Here is a 20490-nt window from a genome sequence, read left to right on the forward strand (position 1 = left end):
GGAGCTGATCATGCGGCGTAGTTTCTTCTGCATCGATTCACACACCTGCGGTAATCCGGTTCGCGTCGTCGCCGGCGGTGGTCCACTCCTGCCGCATCTGCCGATCTTCGAGCGGCGCGAGATCTTCGTTCGGGAGTACGACTGGATTCGCACGGCCTTGATGTTTGAGCCGCGCGGCCACGACGTGATGTCCGGCGCAATCATCTATCCGGCCTTCCGGGAGGACTGCGATTTCGCATCGCTTTTCATCGAAGTCAGCGGTTGCTTGCCGATGTGCGGGGCAGGGACTATCGGCCTCGCGACGGTCGTTATCGAGGAAGGCCTCGTGACGCCAAAAACGCCGGGGGTCCTGTCGATCGAGACGCCGGCTGGAAAGGTGGACGTCACCTACGCGATGGACGGTGACCTCGTCAAAAGCGTGCGTCTGTTCAACGTCGCAAGCTATCTGCATAGCGGTGACATCGAAGTTGATGTGCCAAGCGTTGGACAGCTTGTCGTCGATGTCGCCTACGGGGGCAATTTCTATGCTGTGGTCGAGCCGCAGCGGAATTGGGCTGGTCTGGACGGTATGACGGCATCCGAGCTCGTCAGCCTCAGCCAGAAGCTCCGCACAGCGCTTGCAGAGGTTTGCGACCCCGTGCACCCCGACGATGAGAGGATTCGCGGCGTCCACCACGCAATCTGGTGCGATCGCCCGAGCAGCGAAAACGCCGACGGCCGCGGCGCGGTCTTCTATGGCGACAAGGCGATCGACCGTTCCCCGGGCGGAACCGGAACGTCCGCCCGCATGGCGCAATTGCACGCAAAAGGACGGTTGAAGATCGGTGATACCTACCGAAGCGAAAGCTTGATCGGCACGATATTCGAAGGACGGGTCGAAGCCGGCGTCCGGGTCGGGCCCCACGAGGGCATCATGCCGAGTATCGGCGCATGGGCGCGGATCATCGGGCACAATACGATCTTCGTCGAGGACCGCGATCCTTTGGCGCACGGATTTCAGATCAGGTGACCTCAGGGACCGAGGTAGGGGCGCCAGTTAATTTCGGTTAATGCTGAGTGTCACGCGCACAGCGAAGCCGCCCGGTTACATCATACTGCCTGCCTGGAAGGAGCCAGAGTGAAATGGGACATTCCGCTCAATCATCGGCGTCTGAGCCCGCGCCGCAGGCGCAACTGAAAATCGGCTTCGTCCTTGCGCGATCCTTCACGCTGTCAGCCTTTGCGCTGTTCGTCGATACCCTGCGGCTGGCGAGCGACCAGCTAGACCGGTCGGGCCGAGTCCTCGCGGATTGGCAGGTCCTCGGCAGTACCAGGCTGCTGATCACGTCGAGCTGCGGTGTTCAAGTCGCTCCCACCTCGGACTTTATCGATCCTTGTCAATTCGATTACATTGCCGTCGTCGGCGGCCTCCTGACTGTCGAACAGCCGGTCGATCATGAAACCGTGCGTTTTTTAAAGCGGGCTGCTTCCAAAGGGGTGCCCTTGCTCGGCCTATGCACCGGTTCCTTCATTCTCGCGGAAGCGGGCCTGATGAAGGAACACGAGACCTGTGTGAGCTGGCTTCACTACCACCAGTTCCGCGAGCGTTTTCCGGATCATGCAGTTCGCCCGGACCGGCTGTTCAATCTGGAGCGCAAGCGCGGCTCGTGTGCGGGCGGAAGCAGTGCCGCCGATCTGGCCGCTGCCCTGGTCAGGCGACACATCAGCAGGGATGCCGAGCGGAATGCGCTGGAAGTGTTGCAGATCGAGAAGGCCCGTTCGCAGTTCGATATCCAGACGCGACAGCCGCTCTGCGAATACTTCAACGACTCCCGTGTCATGTCCGCCCTCATCACCATGGAGCAGCATCTCGAAGGCGGGATCACCATCGAGCAGCTTGCGGCCTCGGTCCGGCTCTCGAGACGCCAACTCGAGCGCCTGTTCACCGAAAAGACCAGGATGTCTCCGGCACTTGCTTTCCGTCGCCTCCGATTGGACCGAGCGAAGCAGATCCTGCAGACGAGCAAGAAACCGATTATCGAAGTCGCGCTCGACGTCGGTTTTGTCAACACGTCGCACTTTACCAAGGAGTTTCGGCGCACCTACGGCCAAACGCCCGCAGAGATCAGGGATTCCGCCGCACGCATCCGGGAAGCGCCGCGAGACACTGCTCGTCAAAGGTGAGTTCGTGCTGCCGGTCGTCTGACCTCTTTTCCGTTCAACGCCTGCGCCTGTTCGCCCACGACACCCATGCAGGCTATAAGCCGCGCTCGCCCGCATCGTTCGGGAATAATGGCTGTGACGCATCGAGCTTCCACGTTTCGAGGAGTTGCGCGAGGCTGGCGCGGTCTTCGGGCTCGAGCCGCGGCAGGCCGGGAAGGCGCACGGAACCGACGGCAAGGCCCGTCATGCTCACGGCTTCCTTGACGACCGTGACGTTGGCGCCGTTGCGATATTTCGTTCGCATCCGTTCGAAGGGTTCGATCAGGGCGAGGATCTGCCGCGCCGCCGCGAAGTCTCCGCTCTCCAGCGCCGAATGAACGCGGAGCGAAAGTTCGGGGGCGACGTTGACCAGGCCGGAGGTGAACCCCCGCGCCCCTGCGGCGGTGAAGGCCGGCGCCCAGCTTTCCGCAAGGCCGCAGACGTAGAGCGCGCCATTGGGATCGCTCGCCGCGATCGCCCGCGACAGAAGCATGATGTCAGTCGTCGCAAACTTGATTCCGGCGATATTGGGATGCCCTGCAAGCGTGACCATGTCGTCGAGGCTGAAGCCCTCGGCGCGGACATAGGCAATGAGCGGCAGCGGCGATTCATCGGCAAGAGCCCGGAAGTAACCGATCTGCGCCTGCGGGGCCGCGAAGGGATCGACCGGCTGGTGCGACATGACCGCCGAGGCCCCCATGGCCCTTGCGGCTTTCGCCATGGCGACGGCCTCGCGCTGCGAGCGGCCGATCGCGGCGGTGACGGGCGCCCTGCCGTCGACGCCGGTAACCGCGGCATCGTGCACGGTCCTGATTTCGTCAGGCGTGAGCGCGTAGAACTCGCCGGTATTGCCGGCCGCAACGATGTTGTGGATGCCGGCCCTCGCCACGCGGGCGTAGACCTTCGCCGTGATCCGCGGATCGACCTCACCATCGTCGTCGTAGGCCGTCACCGGTACGCCAGATACACCATGCAATACCTTGCGCAAATCCTGAATGTGCATTGTTCTTCCCTCCCTGATCTGCGTGGGCCAGGTCAAAGCGCGAAACGGTGGACGGGCGTGCCTGCGACCGGCGCTTCGAAGGCGAGCAAAGTTCCGGCCTGGAAATGGCCGGAGCGGTCACTCGCGAGACTGGTGACATACATCGTCCTGAGACCCGCGCCGCCGAAGCAGGGCATGGTCGGCGCGGCTACCGGCATTTGATAGACCTCGACGATCTCTCCTTCCGGCGAAAGACGGTTGAGGACGCCGGCGGACACGCCGGCGCTCCAGTAAAAGCCCTCGGCGTCGGTTGCGCCCCCGTCCGGCCTGCCTTCCTCGGCGGTGAAGTCGCGCAGCCTCTGCGGCCTGCCGATTGCGCCGGTCGCCGCATCGAACTCGAAGGCCTGCAGGAACTGCAGACTGCTATCGGAATGATACATGCGGCGGCCGTCGCGGCTCCACGCCAATCCATTGGAGGTCTTGAGGCTCTCGGCGACGCAGGAGAATGTGCCGTCGGGTGCGACGCGATAGAGCCGGGCGTTGCCGGTTTGCGGCACGGCTTCGTCGCGCGTGCCCACCCAGAAATGCCCGTCCGGCCCGACCTTGCCGTCGTTGAGCCGGCTGTCCGGCCGTCCGCCGTCCGGATCGCACAGCAGTTTCAGCGACCCGGTCTTCGGGTCGAGAATGTGCGCGCCGGTCTGCAGCGCCACGGCCACTCGATCGCTCTCGCAAAGGGCAAGGCAACCGATGGCGGCCGGCATATCGTAACGATCGACGCGGCCATCGGCATGCAGGCAGATTGCCGCCGGAGCGAGAATATCGACGAACCAGAGGTCGCCGGTCCTTTCGTCCCAGCTCGGCGACTCGCCGACCTGCATCGGAAAATCGATGAGCCGGCGCGTTTCTGGGGTGATGATCCTCGGACCGCTCATGACGCCGCCTCCGATTTGACCACCAGGCCATCGCGATCGCGCAGGCGAAGCTTGCCGTCGTGTTCGCCTTCGCAGAAGCCACCGCCCTGGAAATAGGCGGCGATAGTGCCCTCGGCCGGCTTTTCGATCCGCAGATGGTCGCGTGGGTTATCCTCAGGCCGGTAGCCGAGCCGCCAGGCGAGATCGTCCTTCCACCAGGTCGCGTCCGTCCGGGATACGCCATAAACGATCGCCGCGGCGATGTCGGGATGGTTGAGGCCGATCTGGATAAGCTGGGCCAGATCGCGGGCGCTGATCCAGATCGCCGCCGAGCGCTCGCTGTTCGGATAAGTCTCGGCGTTGCCGATGCGGATCGACAGGGTGCGAATGCCTGCCGTGTCGTAATAGAAGCCCGCCACCAACTCGCCGAAGCATTTCGAGAGGCCGTAGCGGCTGTCCGGGCGGCATGGATCGGGCGGCGTTATGGTTTCGCTGCGCGCATAAAAGCCGGTGGCATGATTGCTGGAGGCGAAGACGACGCGCTCGACGCCGTTGGCCCGGGCGGCCTCGTAGACATTGTACGTGCCGAGCGCATTGACGCGCAGGATCGATGCGATATCGCTCTCCTGGGCGATGCCGCCAAGATGGATCACGCCGTCCATGTCCGCCAGAGCCCTCTTCATCAAGTCCGCGTCGGCGAGATCGGCTTTGACGAAGCTTTCGTTGTCGGCGAGATCCTCGACGGGACTGATGTCGATCAGCCGCAGATGCTCGACATCCGGGCAAAGCAAACCCCTGAGCTGCGTGGCGATATGGCCTGCGCCGCCCGTCATCGCTATACGTTTCAAAACAGTCCTCCTCCTCGCGATCGTGGCGGCGTGCAATTCCCGACGCGCGCTCAAGTGCGGTATTCCTCCGTCCTATTTGTCGCGTTCCTCGGCTCGCGGCGTCTCCGCCCCGACACCCTGGAACATGCGCGCGCGCGCATTCAGGATGTGCCGTTTCATCGCGTCATGCGCCTCGGCCTCCCGCCGCGCGAATATCGCTTCGACGATCGCCGCGTGCTCGTCCTGCACCATTCGGACATGGGCCGGGGTGCGTTTGAGGCTGAGGCTGCGGGTGACCGACATGCCGATCGAAAAATGCGGCCGGAACCATTCCCGGACGATCAGGTGGAACTGGTTTCCCGTCGCCATGGCGATCGCATCGTGCAGCGCCTGGTCCTCGTCGGCGCCGAGGTCTCCGAGTTCGAGGCATCTCTCGAGGGCGCCCAGAGCGGCGGTGATGCGCGCCTTGTCGACGGGCTGCCAGTTGCGGGCGGCAAGCTCGGCCGCCTCGGCTTCGAGCCCGGATCGAAACTCGAAGAAGCGCTGCACGTCGGCGAGCGAGCCCACTGGAACCTGCCTCAGCACTGAGGAATCCGGCTTCTGGCGCACATAGGAGCCAGACCCCTTGCGCGACACGATCAGGCCATCCGTGCGCAGCCGTTCCAGTGCCTCGCGCACGACCGGACGGGATGCCCCGAACAGGGCGGCGAGATTCTGCTCCGACGGCAGCCTTTCATTCACCGGGAAGCGTCCGTCGGCGATCATGCCGACAATCTTCTCGTAGATGATATCGCTGAAACGCGTCTCGGTTCTTGCGGCCACCAGGGCGTGTCCGCCGGTCATCAGCGCCTCTTTTCTTCTCTCCATCTAAGGAATTCCGCCTGCGCCTCGGGGCCGGGAGGATAGAGCCCGAATATGCCGCGGCCCTCCCTGACGCGCTCTTCGACAAAATCCTCGAAAACGGTCTGTTCGAATGCTTCGTCCGCGACCTCTTCGGCAATTGCCGCGGGGATCACGACCACGCCCTCGTCGTCGCCGACGATCACGTCGCCCGGATAGACTGGCACGTCGCCGCAACCGATCGGCTGGTTGATGTCGAGCGCGTGGTGGCGGATCAGGTTCGTCGGTGCCGAGGGCGCCGAGTGATAGGCAGGGAAGGGCAGGTTGGCAATGTCGGGCGTGTCGCGAAACCCGCCGTCGGTCACCACGCCCGCGATACCCCGCATCCACAGACGCGTCACCAGGATTCCGCCGGCAGACGCCGCGCTCGCATCCTTGCGGCTGTCCATCACCAGCACATGGCCTTCGGGGCATTCCTCGACGGCCCGGCGCTGCGGATGGCCGCGATCGTTGAAGGCGCCGACATGGTCGAGGTCCTCGCGCGCCGGAATGTAGCGCAGCGTGAAGGCCGGGCCGACCATGCGGGGTGCCGATGGATTGATCTTGTGAATGCCGCGGATGAAGACATTCCGCAGGCCGCGTTTCAACAGGACCGTCGTGAGCGTCGCGGTCGACACTGCCTTGAGCTTCTCGCGGGTTGCCTCGGAAAACTGCATCTGTCCCTCCCGGCCTGTAGTTCCATTCGCGGTCAGGCTTACTGAAGATGTAAAAATCTGTCAATTCTTGTAATTATCTGAAAACACGCTATCGTCTCGCGACTGGCCTGTGGAGGGGCTGGTTTCCGGATCCCGGCCTGGAGGGGCTAGGTGCCGGTGCGACTGATCCTAGGGAGGAGACATCCGATGCACGAAGGGCATAAACCGTCGCGTGGCGTGACGCGCCGTACCGTACTGGCAGGACTCGGGGCCGCGGTGGCAATTTCCGCAGTCGGGCGCCATGCGGCAGCAGCGACCGAAAAGGAGGCGCCGCAGCTTGCAGCGCTGGTGAAGGACGGCAAGCTGCCGCCCCTGGCCGATCGCATTCCCGCAAAGCCGATGGTCGTCAAACCCTTCGAAAAGATCGGCACCTATGGCGGCGCCCTGCGCCGCGGCCTGCGCGGCTCATCCGATCACAACGGCATCTTGCGCATGGTCGGCAATCAGGGCCTCGTGCGCTGGAACATGGATTTCACCGAAGTCCTTCCCAATCTCGCCGAGAGTTGGGAGGTCAGCGCCGACGCCACGCAGTTCACCTTCCACCTCATTGCCGGCGTCCGTTGGTCGGATGGGCATCCGTTTACGGCGGACGACGTCGTCTTCGCGATCGAGGATTGCGTCAAGAACAGCGAACTCTATAGCGCCACGCCGGCGCAATTGACCGTCGCCGGCAAGCCGGTGGTGGCCGAGAAGATCGACGACCACACGGTGAAGTTCACTTTCGCGGCACCGAACGCGCTCTACTTGGAAAACCTCGCGACTCCGCTCGGACAGCATCCGACATTGTTTGCCAAACACTACTGCAGCCAGTTCCTTCCGAAATACAATCCGAACCTCGAGGCAGAGGCCAAGGCGGCCGGCGTTGCCGGCTGGACGGAACTTTTCCGTGCCAAGTGCGGCGACATCGAAATCCCTTCCCGTTGGGGCAATGTCGATAAACCGACGCTCGATCCGTGGGTCGTCAAGGAGCCCTATTCCGGCGGTGCGACCCGCGTCGTCATGACCCGCAACCCCTATTTCTGGCAGGTGGATACGGAAGGCAACCAGCTTCCCTATATCGATGAGGTCAATTTCGGCATTTCGCAGGACGTCGAGTCGCTGATGCTGAACGTCATTTCCGGCAAGATCGACATTCAGGAGCGGCATATCAGCGTTCTCGCCAACAAGCCGACGCTGTCGCAGAACATGGAAAAGGGCGACTACCGGCTACTGACGCTGGTGCCCTCGTCGGCCCAGCAGTGCCAGATCTATCTGAACATGACCCACAAGGACCCGGCGATGCGGAAGATGTTCGCCGACAAGTCCTTCCGCCAGGCGCTGTCGCTCGGGCTCAACCGCCAGGAAATCATCGACATCGTCTATTTCGGCCAGAGCGAGTTCTTCCAGGCTGGGCCGCGCCCGACACATCCATGGTACCACGAAAAGCTCGCCAGGCAGCTCACCGAGTTCGATCCGGACAAGGCGAATGCCATCCTGGACAAGGCGGGCTATGACAAGAAGGATGCCGACGGTATCCGCAAGCGTCCGGACGGCCAGCGCATCTTCTTCGCCATCGACGTCATCCCGACACTCTATCCGGACCTTGTCGACACGCTCGAACTCGTCAAGGCGCATTGGGCGCAGATCGGCATCGATATCAAGGTCAACACCATCGAGCGCGCGCTTTATTACAGCCGCGGCGACGACAATGCCCATGATGCCGCGGTATGGCCGGGGCCGGGCGGGCTGGACCCGATGCTCGATCCGCGCGACTTCTTCGCGTTTCACCCGCAGGGATCGCGCTATGCCATTCCGTGGACGCTCTGGTACACCTCGAACGGCGAGAAAGGCGAGGAGCCGCCCGAAAGCCAGAAGAAGCGCTTCAAGCTCTTCGACGAGGCCCGTTCGACCGCCGATCTCGCCAAGCGCGGCGAGATCATGAAACAACTCTTCGACATCACCGCCGAAGAGTTCGAAACCATTGGCGTGTGCCTCGCGGTCGGCGGCTTCGGCGTCATCCGCAACAACCTGCGCAACGTACCGGAAAAGCAGCCGGACAGTTGGACCTGGCCGAATCCAGGACCTGCTTTGCCGCAGCAGTTCACCTTCACCAGCTAGCGATTTCGCGACGCCGCCGCTTGCGGCGGCGTCCCACCTCAGGCCGGTTTGCGGGGAGGGGGAGCCGAGACCCGTCCCCGGAAAGCTGCGAGACATTCCCAATGCTGAAATTCATCGTGAAACGCCTGTTCTGGATGGTTCCGTCGCTGTTTGCCGTCAGCTTCCTTGCCTTCGTTCTCATCCAGCTGCCGCCGGGCGACTTCGTCACCACCTATATCGCCACGCTCGCCGCCTCGAACGAGATCGTCGACCAGAATATGGCCGCCCAGCTGCGCGAGCGCTTCGGGCTCGGTGATCCGGTGCTTGTGCAATATTTCAAATGGATGTGGGGCATTCTCAGCCGCGGCGATTTCGGCATCTCCTTCGAATGGCAGCAACCGGTTTCCGGGCTCATCTGGGAGCGCATGGCGCTGACCTTGGTGCTGGCAGTCGCCAGTCTCCTTGCCACCTGGGCGATCGCGCTGCCGATCGGCGTCTTTTCGGCTGTGCGGAAGTATTCGATCGGCGACTATTTCTTCACCGCCTTCAGCTTTTTCGGGCTCTCGGTGCCGTCATTCCTGCTGGCGCTGGTGCTGATGTACGTCGCCGCCGTCGAATTCGGCCAGGACGTCGGCGGACTGTTCTCGCCCGAATTCGAAACCGCCTCCTGGAGCATCGCCAAGATGCTGGACTTGCTGTCGCATCTGTGGTTGCCGGTTGCCATTCTGGCGGTCTCGTCCACCGCAAGCCTCATCCGGGTGATGCGCGCCAACATGCTCGACGAACTGCCGAAACCCTATGTCACGACGGCGCGCGCCAAGGGCCTGTCGGAGTTTCGCCTACTGACGAAATATCCGATGCGCATCGCGCTGAACCCCTTTATCTCCACGATCGCCTGGCTGCTGCCCAATTTGATATCGGGCTCCGTCGTGGTCGCCATCGTTCTGAACCTGCCGACGGCTGCGCCCTTGCTGCTGCAGTCGCTGATGGCGCAGGACATGTATCTTGCCGGCGCCTTCGTGCTTCTGATCTGCGCTCTGACGCTAGTCGGTTCTCTCATCAGCGACATCCTCCTGGCGCTGGTAGATCCCCGAATCCGGCTCGAATAGAGGTCGTCCATGTCCGATATCGCCGTCATCAATGTCCAGCCGGATCGCGCCGCCGTCGCCTCGCAATGGCAGCTCATATGGTGGGCCTTCCGCCGCCATCGCCTGGCCATCGTCGCCCTGGTCGTCACCGTAGTCATGTATGTGGTCGCGCTCGTTCCGGGCTTTTTCGCAATCAACGACCCGACGCTGCAGAATGCCCGCGCGACATTTCATCCGCCGCAGGGGCTGCACCTGATCGACACGACAGACGGTTTCTCGATCGGCCTCCATTATTACCCGCTTAAGCTTACGCGCGACCCGGACACCCTGGCGGCGATCTACAAGGAAGACACCAGCCAGAAGATACCGGTCGTCCTTTTCGGACGCGGTTACGAGTATTCGTTCCTCGGTCTGTTCAGGACCAACATCCATCTGCTCGCGTCGGCCGATAAATCGCGCCCGCTCTTCCTCTTCGGCGCAGACCGCCTCGGCCGCGATGTCTATAGCCGCGTCGTTCAGGGCGGGCAGATTTCGCTGTCGATCGGCCTCGTCGGCGTGTTCATTTCGCTGCTGCTCGGGGTCGTGCTAGGCGGCATCTCCGGCTATTACGGCGGGCGCATCGACTTCGTGATGCAGCGTGTCATCGATTTCGTGCTGTCGCTGCCGACGATTCCAATCTGGCTGGCGCTTGCGGCGGCACTGCCGCAGGGCTGGCCGGCGACGCTGCAATACATGATGATTACCATCATTCTCTCCTTCACCGGCTGGGCGCAGCTTGCCCGCGTCGTGCGCGGCCGCTTCCTGTCATTAAGGACTGAGGAATTCGTCGCGGCGGCCCGCCTCGACGGCGCTTCCGAGGGTCGCATCATCTTCCGACACATGCTGCCGAGCTTCTCCAGCCATATCATCGCCTCCGTGACGCTCGCCGTTCCGGCAATGATCCTCGCCGAAACCTCGCTCTCCTTCCTGGGGCTCGGCCTGCAGCCGCCGACAATCTCGTGGGGCGTCCTTCTGCGAGAGGCACAGAACATCCGCTCCATTGCGACGGCTCCCTGGCTGTTCTTGCCTGGTGCCGCCGTGGTCGTCGCGGTGATGGCGCTGAACCTGCTCGGCGACGGCCTGCGCGATGCCGCCGATCCCTACAACAAATGAGGCCGCCGATGACCGACATAGTGCCGATCGCCGGCCGCAAGCCTCTGCTCGAAGTGCGCAATCTGACGACCGAATTCCCGTTGCGCACGGGTGTGTTCCAGGCCGTCAAGGACCTCTCTTTCTCGATCGAACCCGGCAAGACGCTCTGCGTGGTGGGCGAGAGCGGCTCCGGCAAGTCGGTGACGGCCCGCTCGATCCTGCAGATCGTCGATGCGCCCGGCCGTATCGCCGGCGGCTCGATCCTGCTCAACAAGCCCGACGGCTCCTCCCTCGACCTGGCCAAGCTCGATCCGCGTGGCAGGTCGATCCGCGCCGTGCGCGGCCGCGACATCGCGATGATCTTCCAGGAGCCGATGTCCTCGCTCTCTCCGGTCCACACCGTCGGTGACCAGATCACCGAGGCGCTCAGGCTGCACATGAGGATGTCGAAGGCGGAGGCGCGCGCCGAAGCGATCAACCTGCTGAAGCAGGTGGAGATTCCCGATCCCGAAAAGGCAATCGACCGCTACGCCTTCCAGTATTCGGGCGGGATGCGCCAGCGCGCCATGATCGCCATGGCGCTCGCCTGTAAGCCGAAGCTCCTGATCGCCGACGAGCCGACGACAGCGCTCGATGTGACGACCCAGGCGGAAATCCTCGATCTCATCGCCCGGCTGCAGACGGCCACCGGCATGGCGGTGCTCTTCATCACCCACGACATGGGGGTAGTGGCGCAGATCGCCGACGACGTGCTTGTCATGCATAACGGCGTCGCCAAGGAATACGGGCCCGTCGAGGAGATCTTCCACGCGCCGAAGGACCCCTATACCCGGATGCTGATAGGGTCGGTGCTGAAGCTCGAACAGAAGGCGGAAATCCGATTGAAGCGGCCGCCGTTGGACACCAAGGCCGCGCCGATCCTCGAGATACGCGATCTTTCGATGCAGTTCGGCGAGCTGAAGGCGCTCGACCAGGTGTCGATCTCACTGCTTCCCGGCGAGACGCTCGGCATCGTCGGGGAAAGCGGCTCGGGCAAGACGACCATGGGACGGTCCGTCATGCGCCTCTACGACCCGACGGCGGGCGAGATGCTTTATCGCAGGGCCAATGGGACGGTGGTGGACCTTGCCAAGATCCACGGCCGGGATCTCAAATCCGCAAGACGCGAATTGCGCATGGTTTTTCAGGATCCGTTCGGATCGCTCAACCCGCGCATGACCGTAGCGCAGGTGATCGGCGAGCCCCTGCTCGTCAATGGTATCGCCAAGGGCAAGCAACTGGAGGAGCGGGTCTGCCATCTGATGGAGCAGGTGGGCCTCGATCCGGCCGGGCGGGAACGCTATCCGCATGCTTTCTCAGGCGGTCAACGTCAGCGCATCGGGATTGCCCGGGCAATCACGCTCAATCCCCGCATCATCGTCGCCGACGAGGCGACCTCGGCGCTCGACGTTTCCGTGCGCTTCCAGGTGCTCGACCTTCTGATGCGGCTGCAGGACGAGCTCGGCCTCGCCTACATCTTCATCAGCCACGACATCGGCGTGATCCGCTACATGTGCGATCGCGTCGGGGTCATGTATCGCGGGCGGCTGGTTGAAGTCGGCGCTGCGGAGAAGGTCTGCAACCAGCCGGACCATCCCTATACGCAGGCGCTTCTCTCCGCGATCCCGCGCCCCGATCCGCGCGACCGCGATCGCTCCAGGCGATTCCGCTACATCGAACCCACCATCAAGAATGAAAGCGTCGTCAGATGAAGATCACAGGCATTCGTACTTTTCTGATGCATGCGGGCCAACCGGACCCGTCGAAATGGGCCTCCGACGGGCACGCCAGCCACGTCACGCAGCACAAGCTCGAAGGCACGCGCAACTGGTTGTTCCTGAAGATCGAGACGGATGAGGGGATTACCGGCATCGGCGAATGCTCGGGCTGGCCGCGCGTCATCGAGACGGCGATCAAGGACATCGCGCCGCTGCTGATCGGCGAGGACCCGGCGCATATTGAAAAGCTCTGGCAGAAGATGCAGATCGCCATGATGGGCCATGGCATGCTCGGCACGGTGGGCGCCGGTGCGATGACCGGCATCGACATGGCGCTCTGGGACATCAAGGGCAAGGCACTCGGCGTGCCGGTCTGGATGCTGCTCGGCGGCAAGCTGCGCGACCGGATTCCGATCTATTCGCATGCCAACACCGCCGAGCGGGCGCTTGCGGTAAAATCACGCGGCATCAACACGATCAAATGCGGCGGCGTTTCCGATCCGGTGCGCAAGGTCGCAATGCTGCGCGAAACGGTCGGCGACGAGATGGATATCGCCATCGACCTGCATGGTCCGCCGTGGATGACGCCGGCCGACGCCTGCCGGCTGGTGCGGGCGCTGGAACCCTATGAACTGCTGTGGGTCGAGGATCCGATCGCGCCGGACAATCTCGAAGGATACCGCCGCATCCGCGATGCCGCCCACATCCCGCTTGCCTCGGGCGAGCGCACCGCGACGATCTTCGGCGAACGCCAGTTGATCGAGGAGGAATTGGTCGACGTCATCCAGCCCGATACGGGCCGAGCCGGCGGCATCACCCAGATGAAGAAGATCGCCGCCATGGCCGAGGCGCATCACATCCAGATGGCGCCGCATTCCGGCTCGCTCGGACCTGTGGCGGAATACGCAGCCCTGCATGTTTTGGCGTCGATCCCCAATGCGCTGATCCTCGAGCGCATCGACGACGATTGGGAAGGACGACGCCACACCATCGTGCCGCACCCGGTGCAAGAAGGCGGCTCGATCGCCGTTCCGGACGCGCCGGGCCTCGGCTGCGACATCGACGAGGACTTCGTGGCGCGTTTTCCCAGCGAAGGCAATGTCTCCGTGCCGGTGCAGGAAAGCGCCAACTCGTACAATCCAGGCACCTATGGCGAACGCCTTTACGTGCAGACGCGGCTGTCGCGCCGCAGCTATTTCAATCCTTGAGGAACAGGCATGAAGATCGATCGCATGCGGGTCTTCGTCACCCGCGACAAGGACAGGCCGCGCGTCATCGTGGCGCTCGACACCGACGACGGGCTGACTGGCTGGGGCGAGTGCTACAATCACGGGCCCGATAAGGCCCTGCCTCCGCTGCTCGACTATCTCTACGGCTTCCTTGCCGGCCAGGATCCGACGCGCATCGAGTACCTGTACAATCTGCTGATCCAGCAGAGCCGCTTCCCGCCCGGCGCGCTCGGCCTTTCGGCCATATCGGCGCTGGACCATTGCCTGTGGGATCTGGCGGCCAAGGCGGCGGGCGTGCCGGTCTACAAGCTTCTCGGCGGCGAGGTGCGCGACCGCGTGAAAGTCTATGCCGGCGTCTATACGGCGCCGGACGCGCCGGCGGCCAAGGAGGAATTCGACCGCCTGAACGAGGAATGGGGCTTCAAGGCTTTCAAGCTCAGCCCCTGGCGGATCGACATCCATGCCAATCGCTGGGGCGAGGTGGTAAAAAGCTCGGCGGAGTATTTCCGCTCGCTCAGGGAAACCGTGCGCCCGGAATACGAGATCGCCTTCGATGCGCATGCCAAGATCTTCGAGCCGGCCGCGGCGCGGCAGCTCGGCAATGCCCTGGCACCCTATGATCCGCTGTTTTTCGAGGAACCGCTTCGCCCCGAAAACATCGAGATGTGGGGCGATCTTAAGCAGGGTCTCGACTGCATCCTGGCAACCGGCGAGTCGCTCTATCATCGCAATGAATTCCTGCGGCTGTTGCAGGTGAAGGGCGCAGACCTCATTCAGCCCGACATTTGCGCCGTCGGCGGCATTTCGGAAATGCGCCGCATTGCCACGCTTGCCGAGGCGTTCTTCGTTGGCGTCGCTCCGCATAACCCGATGGGGCCGCTGGCAACGGCGGTCAATGTCCACTTCTCGGCTGCACAGCAGAATTTCCGTATTCTCGAATACCGGCTGCCGAAGGGCCAATGCTATGTCTATGGCGGCACCGATCTCGAACGGCGTGAAGACGAGACGCGCTACGTTGTCGATCCCTATCTCCCGAAGGACGGTTATCTGGAGCTCCGGCCGGACCGGCCGGGCTGGGGGGTCGACATGGATGAGAAGGCCATGCAGGAGGACGGCTACGTTCACTGGCAGCGGCGCGTGCCGAAAAGGCCCGACGGTTCCTATGCCTTCGCCTGAACCGCTCGAGATCCGTCGCGGGCCGTTTGTGGCCCGCTTCGCGCCCCAGAATGGCGGCCGCATGACGCATCTCCGTCACGCCGCTATGGGCGACATTCTCGTTCCGACGCCGGATGCAAGCTTCGATCCGCTTTACTGGCCGAAAGCCGGAGCCTATCCGCTCTTTCCGTATCACAATCGTCTCATCGGAGCCGCATTCGTGCATGAGGGGCGGCGGTATCTGGTGAAGGCGCATCCTGCGCTCGGCACCGACGCCGTACATGGCCCTGCGCACCGGCGACCCTGGCACGTCATATCTCGCGGCGACGATCGTCTGGTGCTGGCGTTGGACTATCAGGCGGACGAAGACTGGCCCTTCGATTTCCGTGCCACACAAGCCTTTCGCCTGCACCCGGACGGGCTGGAGGTCGTGCTCACCCTCGGCAATACTGGTCGTGAAGACATGCCGTCCGGCTTCGGCTGGCATCCCTATTTCGCTGCCGGACTCGGAAAACAGGTCTTTTGTGATGCAGCGAAACGCTGGCCGCTCGATGCCGTCGGCATTCCGAGCGGCGTGCCGCCGGAGGCACGCGCCGGCAACGAGCCTTTCCCGGACGAGGCTTTTACCGAACATCTTTCCGAATGGAGCAGGGCGGCGGCCGTCCTGGACGGTGGTGCGCAGATCACGCTCGCCGGGGACTGGGCGCTGCCGCATCTCGTCGCCCACCGCATGCCCTCGTACATCTGCCTGGAACCCGTTTCGCACGTCGCCGGCGCCTTCGGCTTTCCGCCGCATTCCCGCGCCGAGACTGGACTTCGCATACAGGCACCGGGCGAAGAGCGATCGGCACGCATTTCCCTTCGCATGACGGCAAAGACCTAAAACGATGGCAAGAAGAGAGGTGGTCGGGAGCCACCTCTCTTCTTCCAACCTCAGCCCGTGGAGATTGGCTGCAGTCTGGTAACCGGGACGTTCTGAGCGGTTTTCTCCTTCTCGCGTCCTGCGTCGCATCGGTACCGGCGCTCACACTGTGAAAATGCTGCCGATCAATAGTGGATTACAGATCGAACAGACTGGCCCGCGTGCATCAGATCGAACGCTGAGTGGATTTCTTCGACCATCGTGTGGGTGACGAAAGGTGCCAACTTCCGTTCTGGCAAAGCACCAACCAGCAGCAAAGAGCGGACAGTGAAGCTCCGTCCGCATCAGCTTACGGCTAGATACTCTCTGGCGTGATGATCTCGAAAGGAACAACGCGTTGCAGGATGGTCGTGCTGTTGCGATGTTCCAACGAGTCAACCATCGTCGCGATCAATTCGTCGGAGATCTGGTCGAGGGGATGGCAGAGAGCCGCCGTGATCAGCCCTTCGGTCAGTCCTTTGCGGGTTTCGGGCCCAATGTCACGACAGACGATCCTGACCTTTTTTCGCTTTTCTTCCGGAGCTTCGCGAAGGGCTCTCAGAACCCCGGAAATGCCGCCCCCCGCAATATAGATGCCCCTGAGATCGTCGAGCCCGGAAAGCAACTCGGTCACGATCCGGTGGGCTTCCTGCGGCTCCTCGTGGGTCGGTCGGCTGTCATCCACCCGAAGATGAGGCGCATGCTCTCGCATATAGGACCGGAAGCTTGCGTCTGAAATGTCCTGACACTGGTAGCGGTGATTGCCGATGAAAACTGCGACCCGCCCGGCGGTAGAGGTCGTCTGCGCAAGAAACCACGCCGCGGTCCGGCCGAGCTTCCAGTTGTCGGTGCCGACGTAGCCCGCCCGACCTGGCGCGGATTGGTCGGTGATATAGGCAATCACCGGTTTGCCGCGCGTCCTGAGGGACTGGATCGTCTGGCCGATCAGAGGGTGGTCGCCAGCAACCACAGCCAGCGCGTCGCACCGCCTGCCGAGCACTTCGAGACGGTCTGCAATATTTTGCGGTTCAAGAAGATCGACGAAATCGACCAGCGGCTCGATCGTTTCACGGTACCTTCGCGCGGCCGCCTCGACGATCTTCGCGCCAAACAGCCGATACAGCTCGCGCGTCGACTGCTGGAGGAGAAAGCCGAAACGGTAGCTCGGAAGCGTCCGCCTCTTGCGGTCCTCTATCGCGCCGAGGCCGTAGAAGCCGATCGCCTCCGCAGCCTCCTGAACCCTCTCGATCGTATGCGCCCGGACTGAGCCGGAGCCGCCGAGAATGCGGTTTACCGTCGAGATGCTGACGCCGGCTGCTTCGGCAAGGTCGGCAATTGTCGGTCGGCTTTTCATGATATATTTCACACCAAAATCGAATGAAACTAAATGATACAAAAATTTCTTTGTATTGCAAGTATTCTATCTATGGGAGCCATTTGGTACAAACATTCCAGCGGGCCGAGAGCCTTTTTGAGGAGATGTTTTCTCGACCGCAACTCTAGGGAGGAATACAGATGAGTTTTACGAAACGTGCCCTGCGCGGGCTGTTGACCGGTGTCGTTCTGGTCACCAGCGCATATTCGGCCATGGCTGACGGAGCCAACATCTTCGTTGTGGGCGGCAAGCCGGACGATCCGTTCTGGTCGATCGTCAAGCGCGGCGCCGAGGATGCCGGCAAGGTCGCGGAGGCCCAGGGCGGCAAGGTAACCTGGCTCGGGCCCCAGAACTACGACAACCTTGGGGTCGATGCAGCTGAGCTGATCCGTCAGGCGATCGACCAGGGTGCCGATGCGATCGTTGGACCCGACTGGGTGCCGGAGGCAATGGACCCCGCATTCAAGGCGGTTGTCGACGCCGGCATTCCGCTGGTCATCTATAATGCTGGGGGTATCGAAGCCGCCGATCGCCTCGGGGCGATGAACTATGTCGGCTCCAACGACTACCTGTCCGGCAAGGCTGCAGGCACATACTTCGCTAAGCATGACCTGAAGAACGCAGTCTGCCTTAACACGCTGCCTGGTGCAGCGAACATCGAAGCCTTCTGCAAGGGCATGATTGATGGGGTCACCGAAGGTGGCGGCGTCGGCTCGTCACTGCCGCTGCCGGCAACCTCCTTCGGTTCGGCGACGGCGGTAGCCCAAGCCCTGAAAGCGCACCTGCTGCAGAACCCGGACATCAATGCCGTGTTCGCCATTGGCAACGTCGACACGAACTCGGCGGTGAACGGGGTGACGCAGGCCGGCAAGCAGGGTCAGGTGCAGGTCTGTGGCATGAACATGGATGAAACAATCCTGAACAACATCAAAAACGGCACCCAGCTCTGCGCGGTCGACCAACAGGGTTACCTACAGGGGTACCTCGCGGTCTCGATCCTGAACGCCAACGTCAATTACGGCCTCACCGTGCCGACGCGGGAAATCCTGACCGGTCCCGGCGTGATCGACAAAGCGAACGTCGACGCCACCTTGGCCGGTGTGCAGGCGGGCGCCCGCTAAGCTTCGGCTATGCGTCGTGAAGCTGCCTGCCGCTCGGGCAGGCCGCTTCCAGTCTTCCAATAGTGCCGACCGTTACCGGTCATTCGGCTTCATTGGTGGTATCAAATGAACACGAGAAATAGTCTCCTTGCCTCCTCCATTCCTGCAGGTGGCCAAAATATCAAAGCGACCATCGGTCAGCTCTCCCGTCGGCCCGAAGCAGGGTCTCTCCTGGGGTTGATCGCGGTGTTCGTCTTCTTCGCCATGGTGGGCGGCAAGGTCTTTGTCTCCTCGGCGGGCTATGCGAGCTGGCTCAACGTCGCCGCTGAGATCGGCATCGTGGCACTTCCAGTTGGGCTTTTGATGATCGCAGGGGAGATGGACCTCTCGATCGGCGCGATGATCCCGGCGGCATCTCTGACGGTCGCCATCGTTTCCGGTGTCTACGGCCTTCCCGAGATTGTGGGGATTTTCGCCGGTCTGGGCGTCGGGCTCATCGTAGGATTTCTCAACGGCTACATGGTCAACCGGACCGGGGTGCCCTCCCTGATTGTCACCATCGGCTCCATGTTCGGCGTCATGGGCCTGACACTGGGCCTCACCGTGCTTATCGCCGGCAGCACCGGCGTGTCGCTCGTGCCAAGCCCAACCGCCAAGGCGATCCTCGGCGAGTTCATCGGCGGCATGTTTCAAGTGACGATCTTCTGGTGGGTCCTGTTCGTGGCGGCGTTCTTCTATCTGCTGCACCTCTCGCCCGTGGGCAACTGGATCCACGCTTTGGGTGGCGACAAGGTCTCGGCCCGCAACGCAGGCATCCCGACGGCCAGACTCACCATCGCGCTCTATATGCTATCGGGCTTCTCAGCTGCCTTCGTCGGCGTAAGCCAGGTGTTCGTCTATCAAAGTGCGCAGGTGCTCGCGGGGCAATCGTTCATCTTCAATTCGATCATGTGCGTGGTCATTGGCGGTGTGCTTCTGACCGGAGGTGCCGGGTCGGTGGTGGGCATTGTCCTCGGTACGCTCACATTCGCGATCGTGAACCAGGGCATCTATTTCACTGGTATCGACCCGAACCTTGGTAGCGTCATCATCGGGGCGCTCCTGCTGCTCGCCGTGATGATGAATGACAAGTTCCGGCTGATGGCGATGTCCTACGCGACGAAGAAGAAATGAGGGCTGGGAGATGAGCGACTTTTCCATTGGACAATTTGTACGCCGCCCGGAGTTCGGGGCAGTGTTGAGCTTCGTCGCGGTGATCGCCTTCTATGTAGCCGTCGGTGGAGTCAGCCTGGGTGCGCTCTTCGGAGCGGCAAGCTGGATCAACTTCGCGGCCAATCTGGGTATCGTCGCGCTGCCCGTCGGGCTGCTGATGATCGCGGGCGAGCTCGACATCTCAATCGGTGCAATGATCCCGGCGGGCTCGATGTCGATCGCCGTCCTGTCGGGCTACTACGAGTTGCCGATCGTGATCGGCATGCTTGGCGCGCTCGCCTTCGGCGTTCTGGTGGGGCTGGTCAATGGTTTCCTGGCGGTGCGCACGAGCGTGCCCTCGCTGATCATCACACTGGGCACGTTGGTTGCGGTGCAGGGTCTCGTGCTGGCAGGATCCGTCATTCTGACCGGGGCTGCCTCGGTTCCGCTCGAAGCGCCGGCCTGGGCCAAGATGGTCTTCGGCCAACTCATCCGCGGCAACTTCCAGGTGATCATCCTGTGGTGGTTCGGCCTGACGGTGGTTTTCGGCTTCGTGCTTCACGCGACGCGCTATGGCAACTGGATCTTTGCGATGGGAGGAGACGAGGTCAGCGCGCGCAATGCCGGGATTCCGACAAAACGGCTCAAGATTGCTCTCTTTGTACTATCGAGCACGGCAGCCTCCTTCGTAGGCATGTGCGGGGCGATCCTGTTCAACTCCGCGCAGGTCTCAGGCGGCATGAACTACATCTTCAACACGATCGTTTCGATTGTGGTGGGCGGGGTGCTGCTCACCGGCGGCTTCGGTTCGGTCGTCGGGATATTCCTCGGCGCGCTGACCTTCGCCGTCGTCAACCAGGGCATTTATTTCACCGACATCGACCGCAACTGGTCAAACCTCATCATCGGCGTGATGCTCATGGCCGCCGTTCTGATGAACAACACGTTCCGGCAGATGGCACTGAGCTTCGTGCCGAAGAAAAGGAAGTGA

At 62.5% G+C, this 20490-nt stretch carries 18 protein-coding genes; 12 read left to right on the forward strand and 6 right to left on the reverse strand.

Going from position 1 to position 20490, the window contains the following annotated elements:
- The first annotated feature begins 10 nt into the window (after nt 1-10).
- On the forward strand, nt 11-1009 hold the full coding sequence (locus CO676_RS23260) for a 4-hydroxyproline epimerase (RefSeq protein ID WP_097522805.1): 999 nt from the start codon (nt 11-13) through the stop codon (nt 1007-1009).
- Between the two features lie 113 nt (nt 1010-1122).
- Nucleotides 1123-2163 carry a helix-turn-helix domain-containing protein gene (locus tag CO676_RS23265; RefSeq protein WP_097522806.1) on the forward strand — a complete coding sequence of 347 codons (1041 nt, stop codon included), beginning with the start codon at nt 1123-1125 and terminating at the stop codon, nt 2161-2163.
- Between the two features lie 73 nt (nt 2164-2236).
- Here the strand turns inward: CO676_RS23265 and CO676_RS23270 are convergent, their stop codons facing one another.
- The 5 genes from CO676_RS23270 to CO676_RS23290 form a co-directional block, all read right to left on the reverse strand.
- Nucleotides 2237-3184: a dihydrodipicolinate synthase family protein gene (locus tag CO676_RS23270; protein WP_097522807.1), complete on the reverse strand. Its 948-nt coding sequence runs from the start codon at nt 3182-3184 to the stop codon at nt 2237-2239.
- Between the two features lie 32 nt (nt 3185-3216).
- Nucleotides 3217-4095 carry an SMP-30/gluconolactonase/LRE family protein gene (locus CO676_RS23275; protein ID WP_097522808.1) on the reverse strand — a complete coding sequence of 293 codons (879 nt, stop codon included), beginning with the start codon at nt 4093-4095 and terminating at the stop codon, nt 3217-3219.
- Entirely contained in the window at nt 4092-4922 is an 831-nt protein-coding gene (locus CO676_RS23280; protein ID WP_097522809.1) for an NAD(P)-dependent oxidoreductase, read from the reverse strand. Before CO676_RS23280 ends, CO676_RS23275 begins: the two co-directional genes overlap by 4 nt.
- Before the next feature lie 72 nt (nt 4923-4994).
- Complete coding sequence (locus tag CO676_RS23285) at nt 4995-5744, reverse strand: FadR/GntR family transcriptional regulator (protein WP_097522810.1); 750 nt, start codon at nt 5742-5744, stop codon at nt 4995-4997.
- The gene (locus CO676_RS23290) at nt 5744-6457 is read right to left on the reverse strand and encodes a ribonuclease activity regulator RraA (RefSeq protein WP_097522811.1); all 714 of its coding nucleotides are present in this window, start codon (nt 6455-6457) and stop codon (nt 5744-5746) included. Before CO676_RS23290 ends, CO676_RS23285 begins: the two co-directional genes overlap by 1 nt.
- A gap of 186 nt (nt 6458-6643) precedes the next feature.
- Here CO676_RS23290 and CO676_RS23295 point away from each other — a divergent pair, with 186 nt between their 5' ends.
- The 7 genes from CO676_RS23295 to CO676_RS23325 all read left to right on the forward strand — a co-directional run bounded on the left by CO676_RS23295 (nt 6644) and on the right by CO676_RS23325 (nt 15815).
- Nucleotides 6644-8593: an ABC transporter substrate-binding protein gene (locus CO676_RS23295; protein ID WP_097522812.1), complete on the forward strand. Its 1950-nt coding sequence runs from the start codon at nt 6644-6646 to the stop codon at nt 8591-8593.
- Between the two features lie 101 nt (nt 8594-8694).
- Nucleotides 8695-9681 (forward strand): ABC transporter permease, encoded by a 987-nt coding sequence (locus CO676_RS23300; protein ID WP_097522813.1) that lies wholly within the window; start codon nt 8695-8697, stop codon nt 9679-9681.
- A 9-nt stretch (nt 9682-9690) separates the two neighbouring features.
- Nucleotides 9691-10812: an ABC transporter permease gene (locus CO676_RS23305; RefSeq protein WP_097522814.1), complete on the forward strand. Its 1122-nt coding sequence runs from the start codon at nt 9691-9693 to the stop codon at nt 10810-10812.
- An 8-nt stretch (nt 10813-10820) separates the two neighbouring features.
- Complete coding sequence (locus tag CO676_RS23310; protein WP_179875609.1) at nt 10821-12542, forward strand: ABC transporter ATP-binding protein; 1722 nt, start codon at nt 10821-10823, stop codon at nt 12540-12542.
- Entirely contained in the window at nt 12539-13756 is a 1218-nt protein-coding gene (locus CO676_RS23315; RefSeq protein WP_097522815.1) for a mandelate racemase/muconate lactonizing enzyme family protein, read from the forward strand. Before CO676_RS23310 ends, CO676_RS23315 begins: the two co-directional genes overlap by 4 nt.
- A 9-nt stretch (nt 13757-13765) precedes the next feature.
- Complete coding sequence (locus CO676_RS23320; RefSeq protein WP_014763301.1) at nt 13766-14953, forward strand: galactarate dehydratase; 1188 nt, start codon at nt 13766-13768, stop codon at nt 14951-14953.
- 61 nt (nt 14954-15014) lie between these two features.
- Nucleotides 15015-15815, forward strand: coding sequence for an aldose 1-epimerase (locus CO676_RS23325; RefSeq protein ID WP_179875610.1), 801 nt, complete (start codon nt 15015-15017; stop codon nt 15813-15815).
- A gap of 334 nt (nt 15816-16149) precedes the next feature.
- Here the strand turns inward: CO676_RS23325 and CO676_RS23330 are convergent, their stop codons facing one another.
- A complete protein-coding gene (locus CO676_RS23330; RefSeq protein ID WP_097522817.1) occupies nt 16150-17187 on the reverse strand; it encodes a LacI family DNA-binding transcriptional regulator in 1038 nt (345 codons plus the stop codon).
- Nucleotides 17188-17348: 161 nt separating this feature from the next.
- On the opposite strand from CO676_RS23330, the gene CO676_RS23335 reads away from it, so the two are divergent.
- The 3 genes from CO676_RS23335 (at nt 17349) to CO676_RS23345 (ending at nt 20490) form a co-directional block, all read left to right on the forward strand.
- Complete coding sequence (locus tag CO676_RS23335) at nt 17349-18329, forward strand: sugar ABC transporter substrate-binding protein (protein ID WP_014763304.1); 981 nt, start codon at nt 17349-17351, stop codon at nt 18327-18329.
- 105 nt (nt 18330-18434) lie between these two features.
- Nucleotides 18435-19481 carry an ABC transporter permease gene (locus tag CO676_RS23340; protein ID WP_097522818.1) on the forward strand — a complete coding sequence of 349 codons (1047 nt, stop codon included), beginning with the start codon at nt 18435-18437 and terminating at the stop codon, nt 19479-19481.
- 10 nt (nt 19482-19491) lie between these two features.
- Nucleotides 19492-20490, forward strand: coding sequence for an ABC transporter permease (locus tag CO676_RS23345; protein ID WP_014763306.1), 999 nt, complete (start codon nt 19492-19494; stop codon nt 20488-20490).

Source organism: Sinorhizobium sp. BJ1, from assembly GCF_002531555.1.
Taxonomy (GTDB): domain Bacteria; phylum Pseudomonadota; class Alphaproteobacteria; order Rhizobiales; family Rhizobiaceae; genus Sinorhizobium; species Sinorhizobium fredii_B.

Coding starts and splice junctions, on each gene's coding strand:
- CO676_RS23260 (WP_097522805.1), top strand. CDS start 11: ATGCGGCGTAGTTTCTTCTGCATCGATTCACACACCTGCGGTAATCCG.
- CO676_RS23265 (WP_097522806.1), top strand. CDS start 1,123: ATGGGACATTCCGCTCAATCATCGGCGTCTGAGCCCGCGCCGCAGGCG.
- CO676_RS23270 (WP_097522807.1), bottom strand. CDS start 3,184: ATGCACATTCAGGATTTGCGCAAGGTATTGCATGGTGTATCTGGCGTA.
- CO676_RS23275 (WP_097522808.1), bottom strand. CDS start 4,095: ATGAGCGGTCCGAGGATCATCACCCCAGAAACGCGCCGGCTCATCGAT.
- CO676_RS23285 (WP_097522810.1), bottom strand. CDS start 5,744: ATGACCGGCGGACACGCCCTGGTGGCCGCAAGAACCGAGACGCGTTTC.
- CO676_RS23290 (WP_097522811.1), bottom strand. CDS start 6,457: ATGCAGTTTTCCGAGGCAACCCGCGAGAAGCTCAAGGCAGTGTCGACC.
- CO676_RS23295 (WP_097522812.1), top strand. CDS start 6,644: ATGCACGAAGGGCATAAACCGTCGCGTGGCGTGACGCGCCGTACCGTA.
- CO676_RS23300 (WP_097522813.1), top strand. CDS start 8,695: ATGCTGAAATTCATCGTGAAACGCCTGTTCTGGATGGTTCCGTCGCTG.
- CO676_RS23305 (WP_097522814.1), top strand. CDS start 9,691: ATGTCCGATATCGCCGTCATCAATGTCCAGCCGGATCGCGCCGCCGTC.
- CO676_RS23310 (WP_179875609.1), top strand. CDS start 10,821: ATGACCGACATAGTGCCGATCGCCGGCCGCAAGCCTCTGCTCGAAGTG.
- CO676_RS23315 (WP_097522815.1), top strand. CDS start 12,539: ATGAAGATCACAGGCATTCGTACTTTTCTGATGCATGCGGGCCAACCG.
- CO676_RS23320 (WP_014763301.1), top strand. CDS start 13,766: ATGAAGATCGATCGCATGCGGGTCTTCGTCACCCGCGACAAGGACAGG.
- CO676_RS23325 (WP_179875610.1), top strand. CDS start 15,015: ATGACGCATCTCCGTCACGCCGCTATGGGCGACATTCTCGTTCCGACG.
- CO676_RS23330 (WP_097522817.1), bottom strand. CDS start 17,187: ATGAAAAGCCGACCGACAATTGCCGACCTTGCCGAAGCAGCCGGCGTC.
- CO676_RS23335 (WP_014763304.1), top strand. CDS start 17,349: ATGAGTTTTACGAAACGTGCCCTGCGCGGGCTGTTGACCGGTGTCGTT.
- CO676_RS23340 (WP_097522818.1), top strand. CDS start 18,435: ATGAACACGAGAAATAGTCTCCTTGCCTCCTCCATTCCTGCAGGTGGC.
- CO676_RS23345 (WP_014763306.1), top strand. CDS start 19,492: ATGAGCGACTTTTCCATTGGACAATTTGTACGCCGCCCGGAGTTCGGG.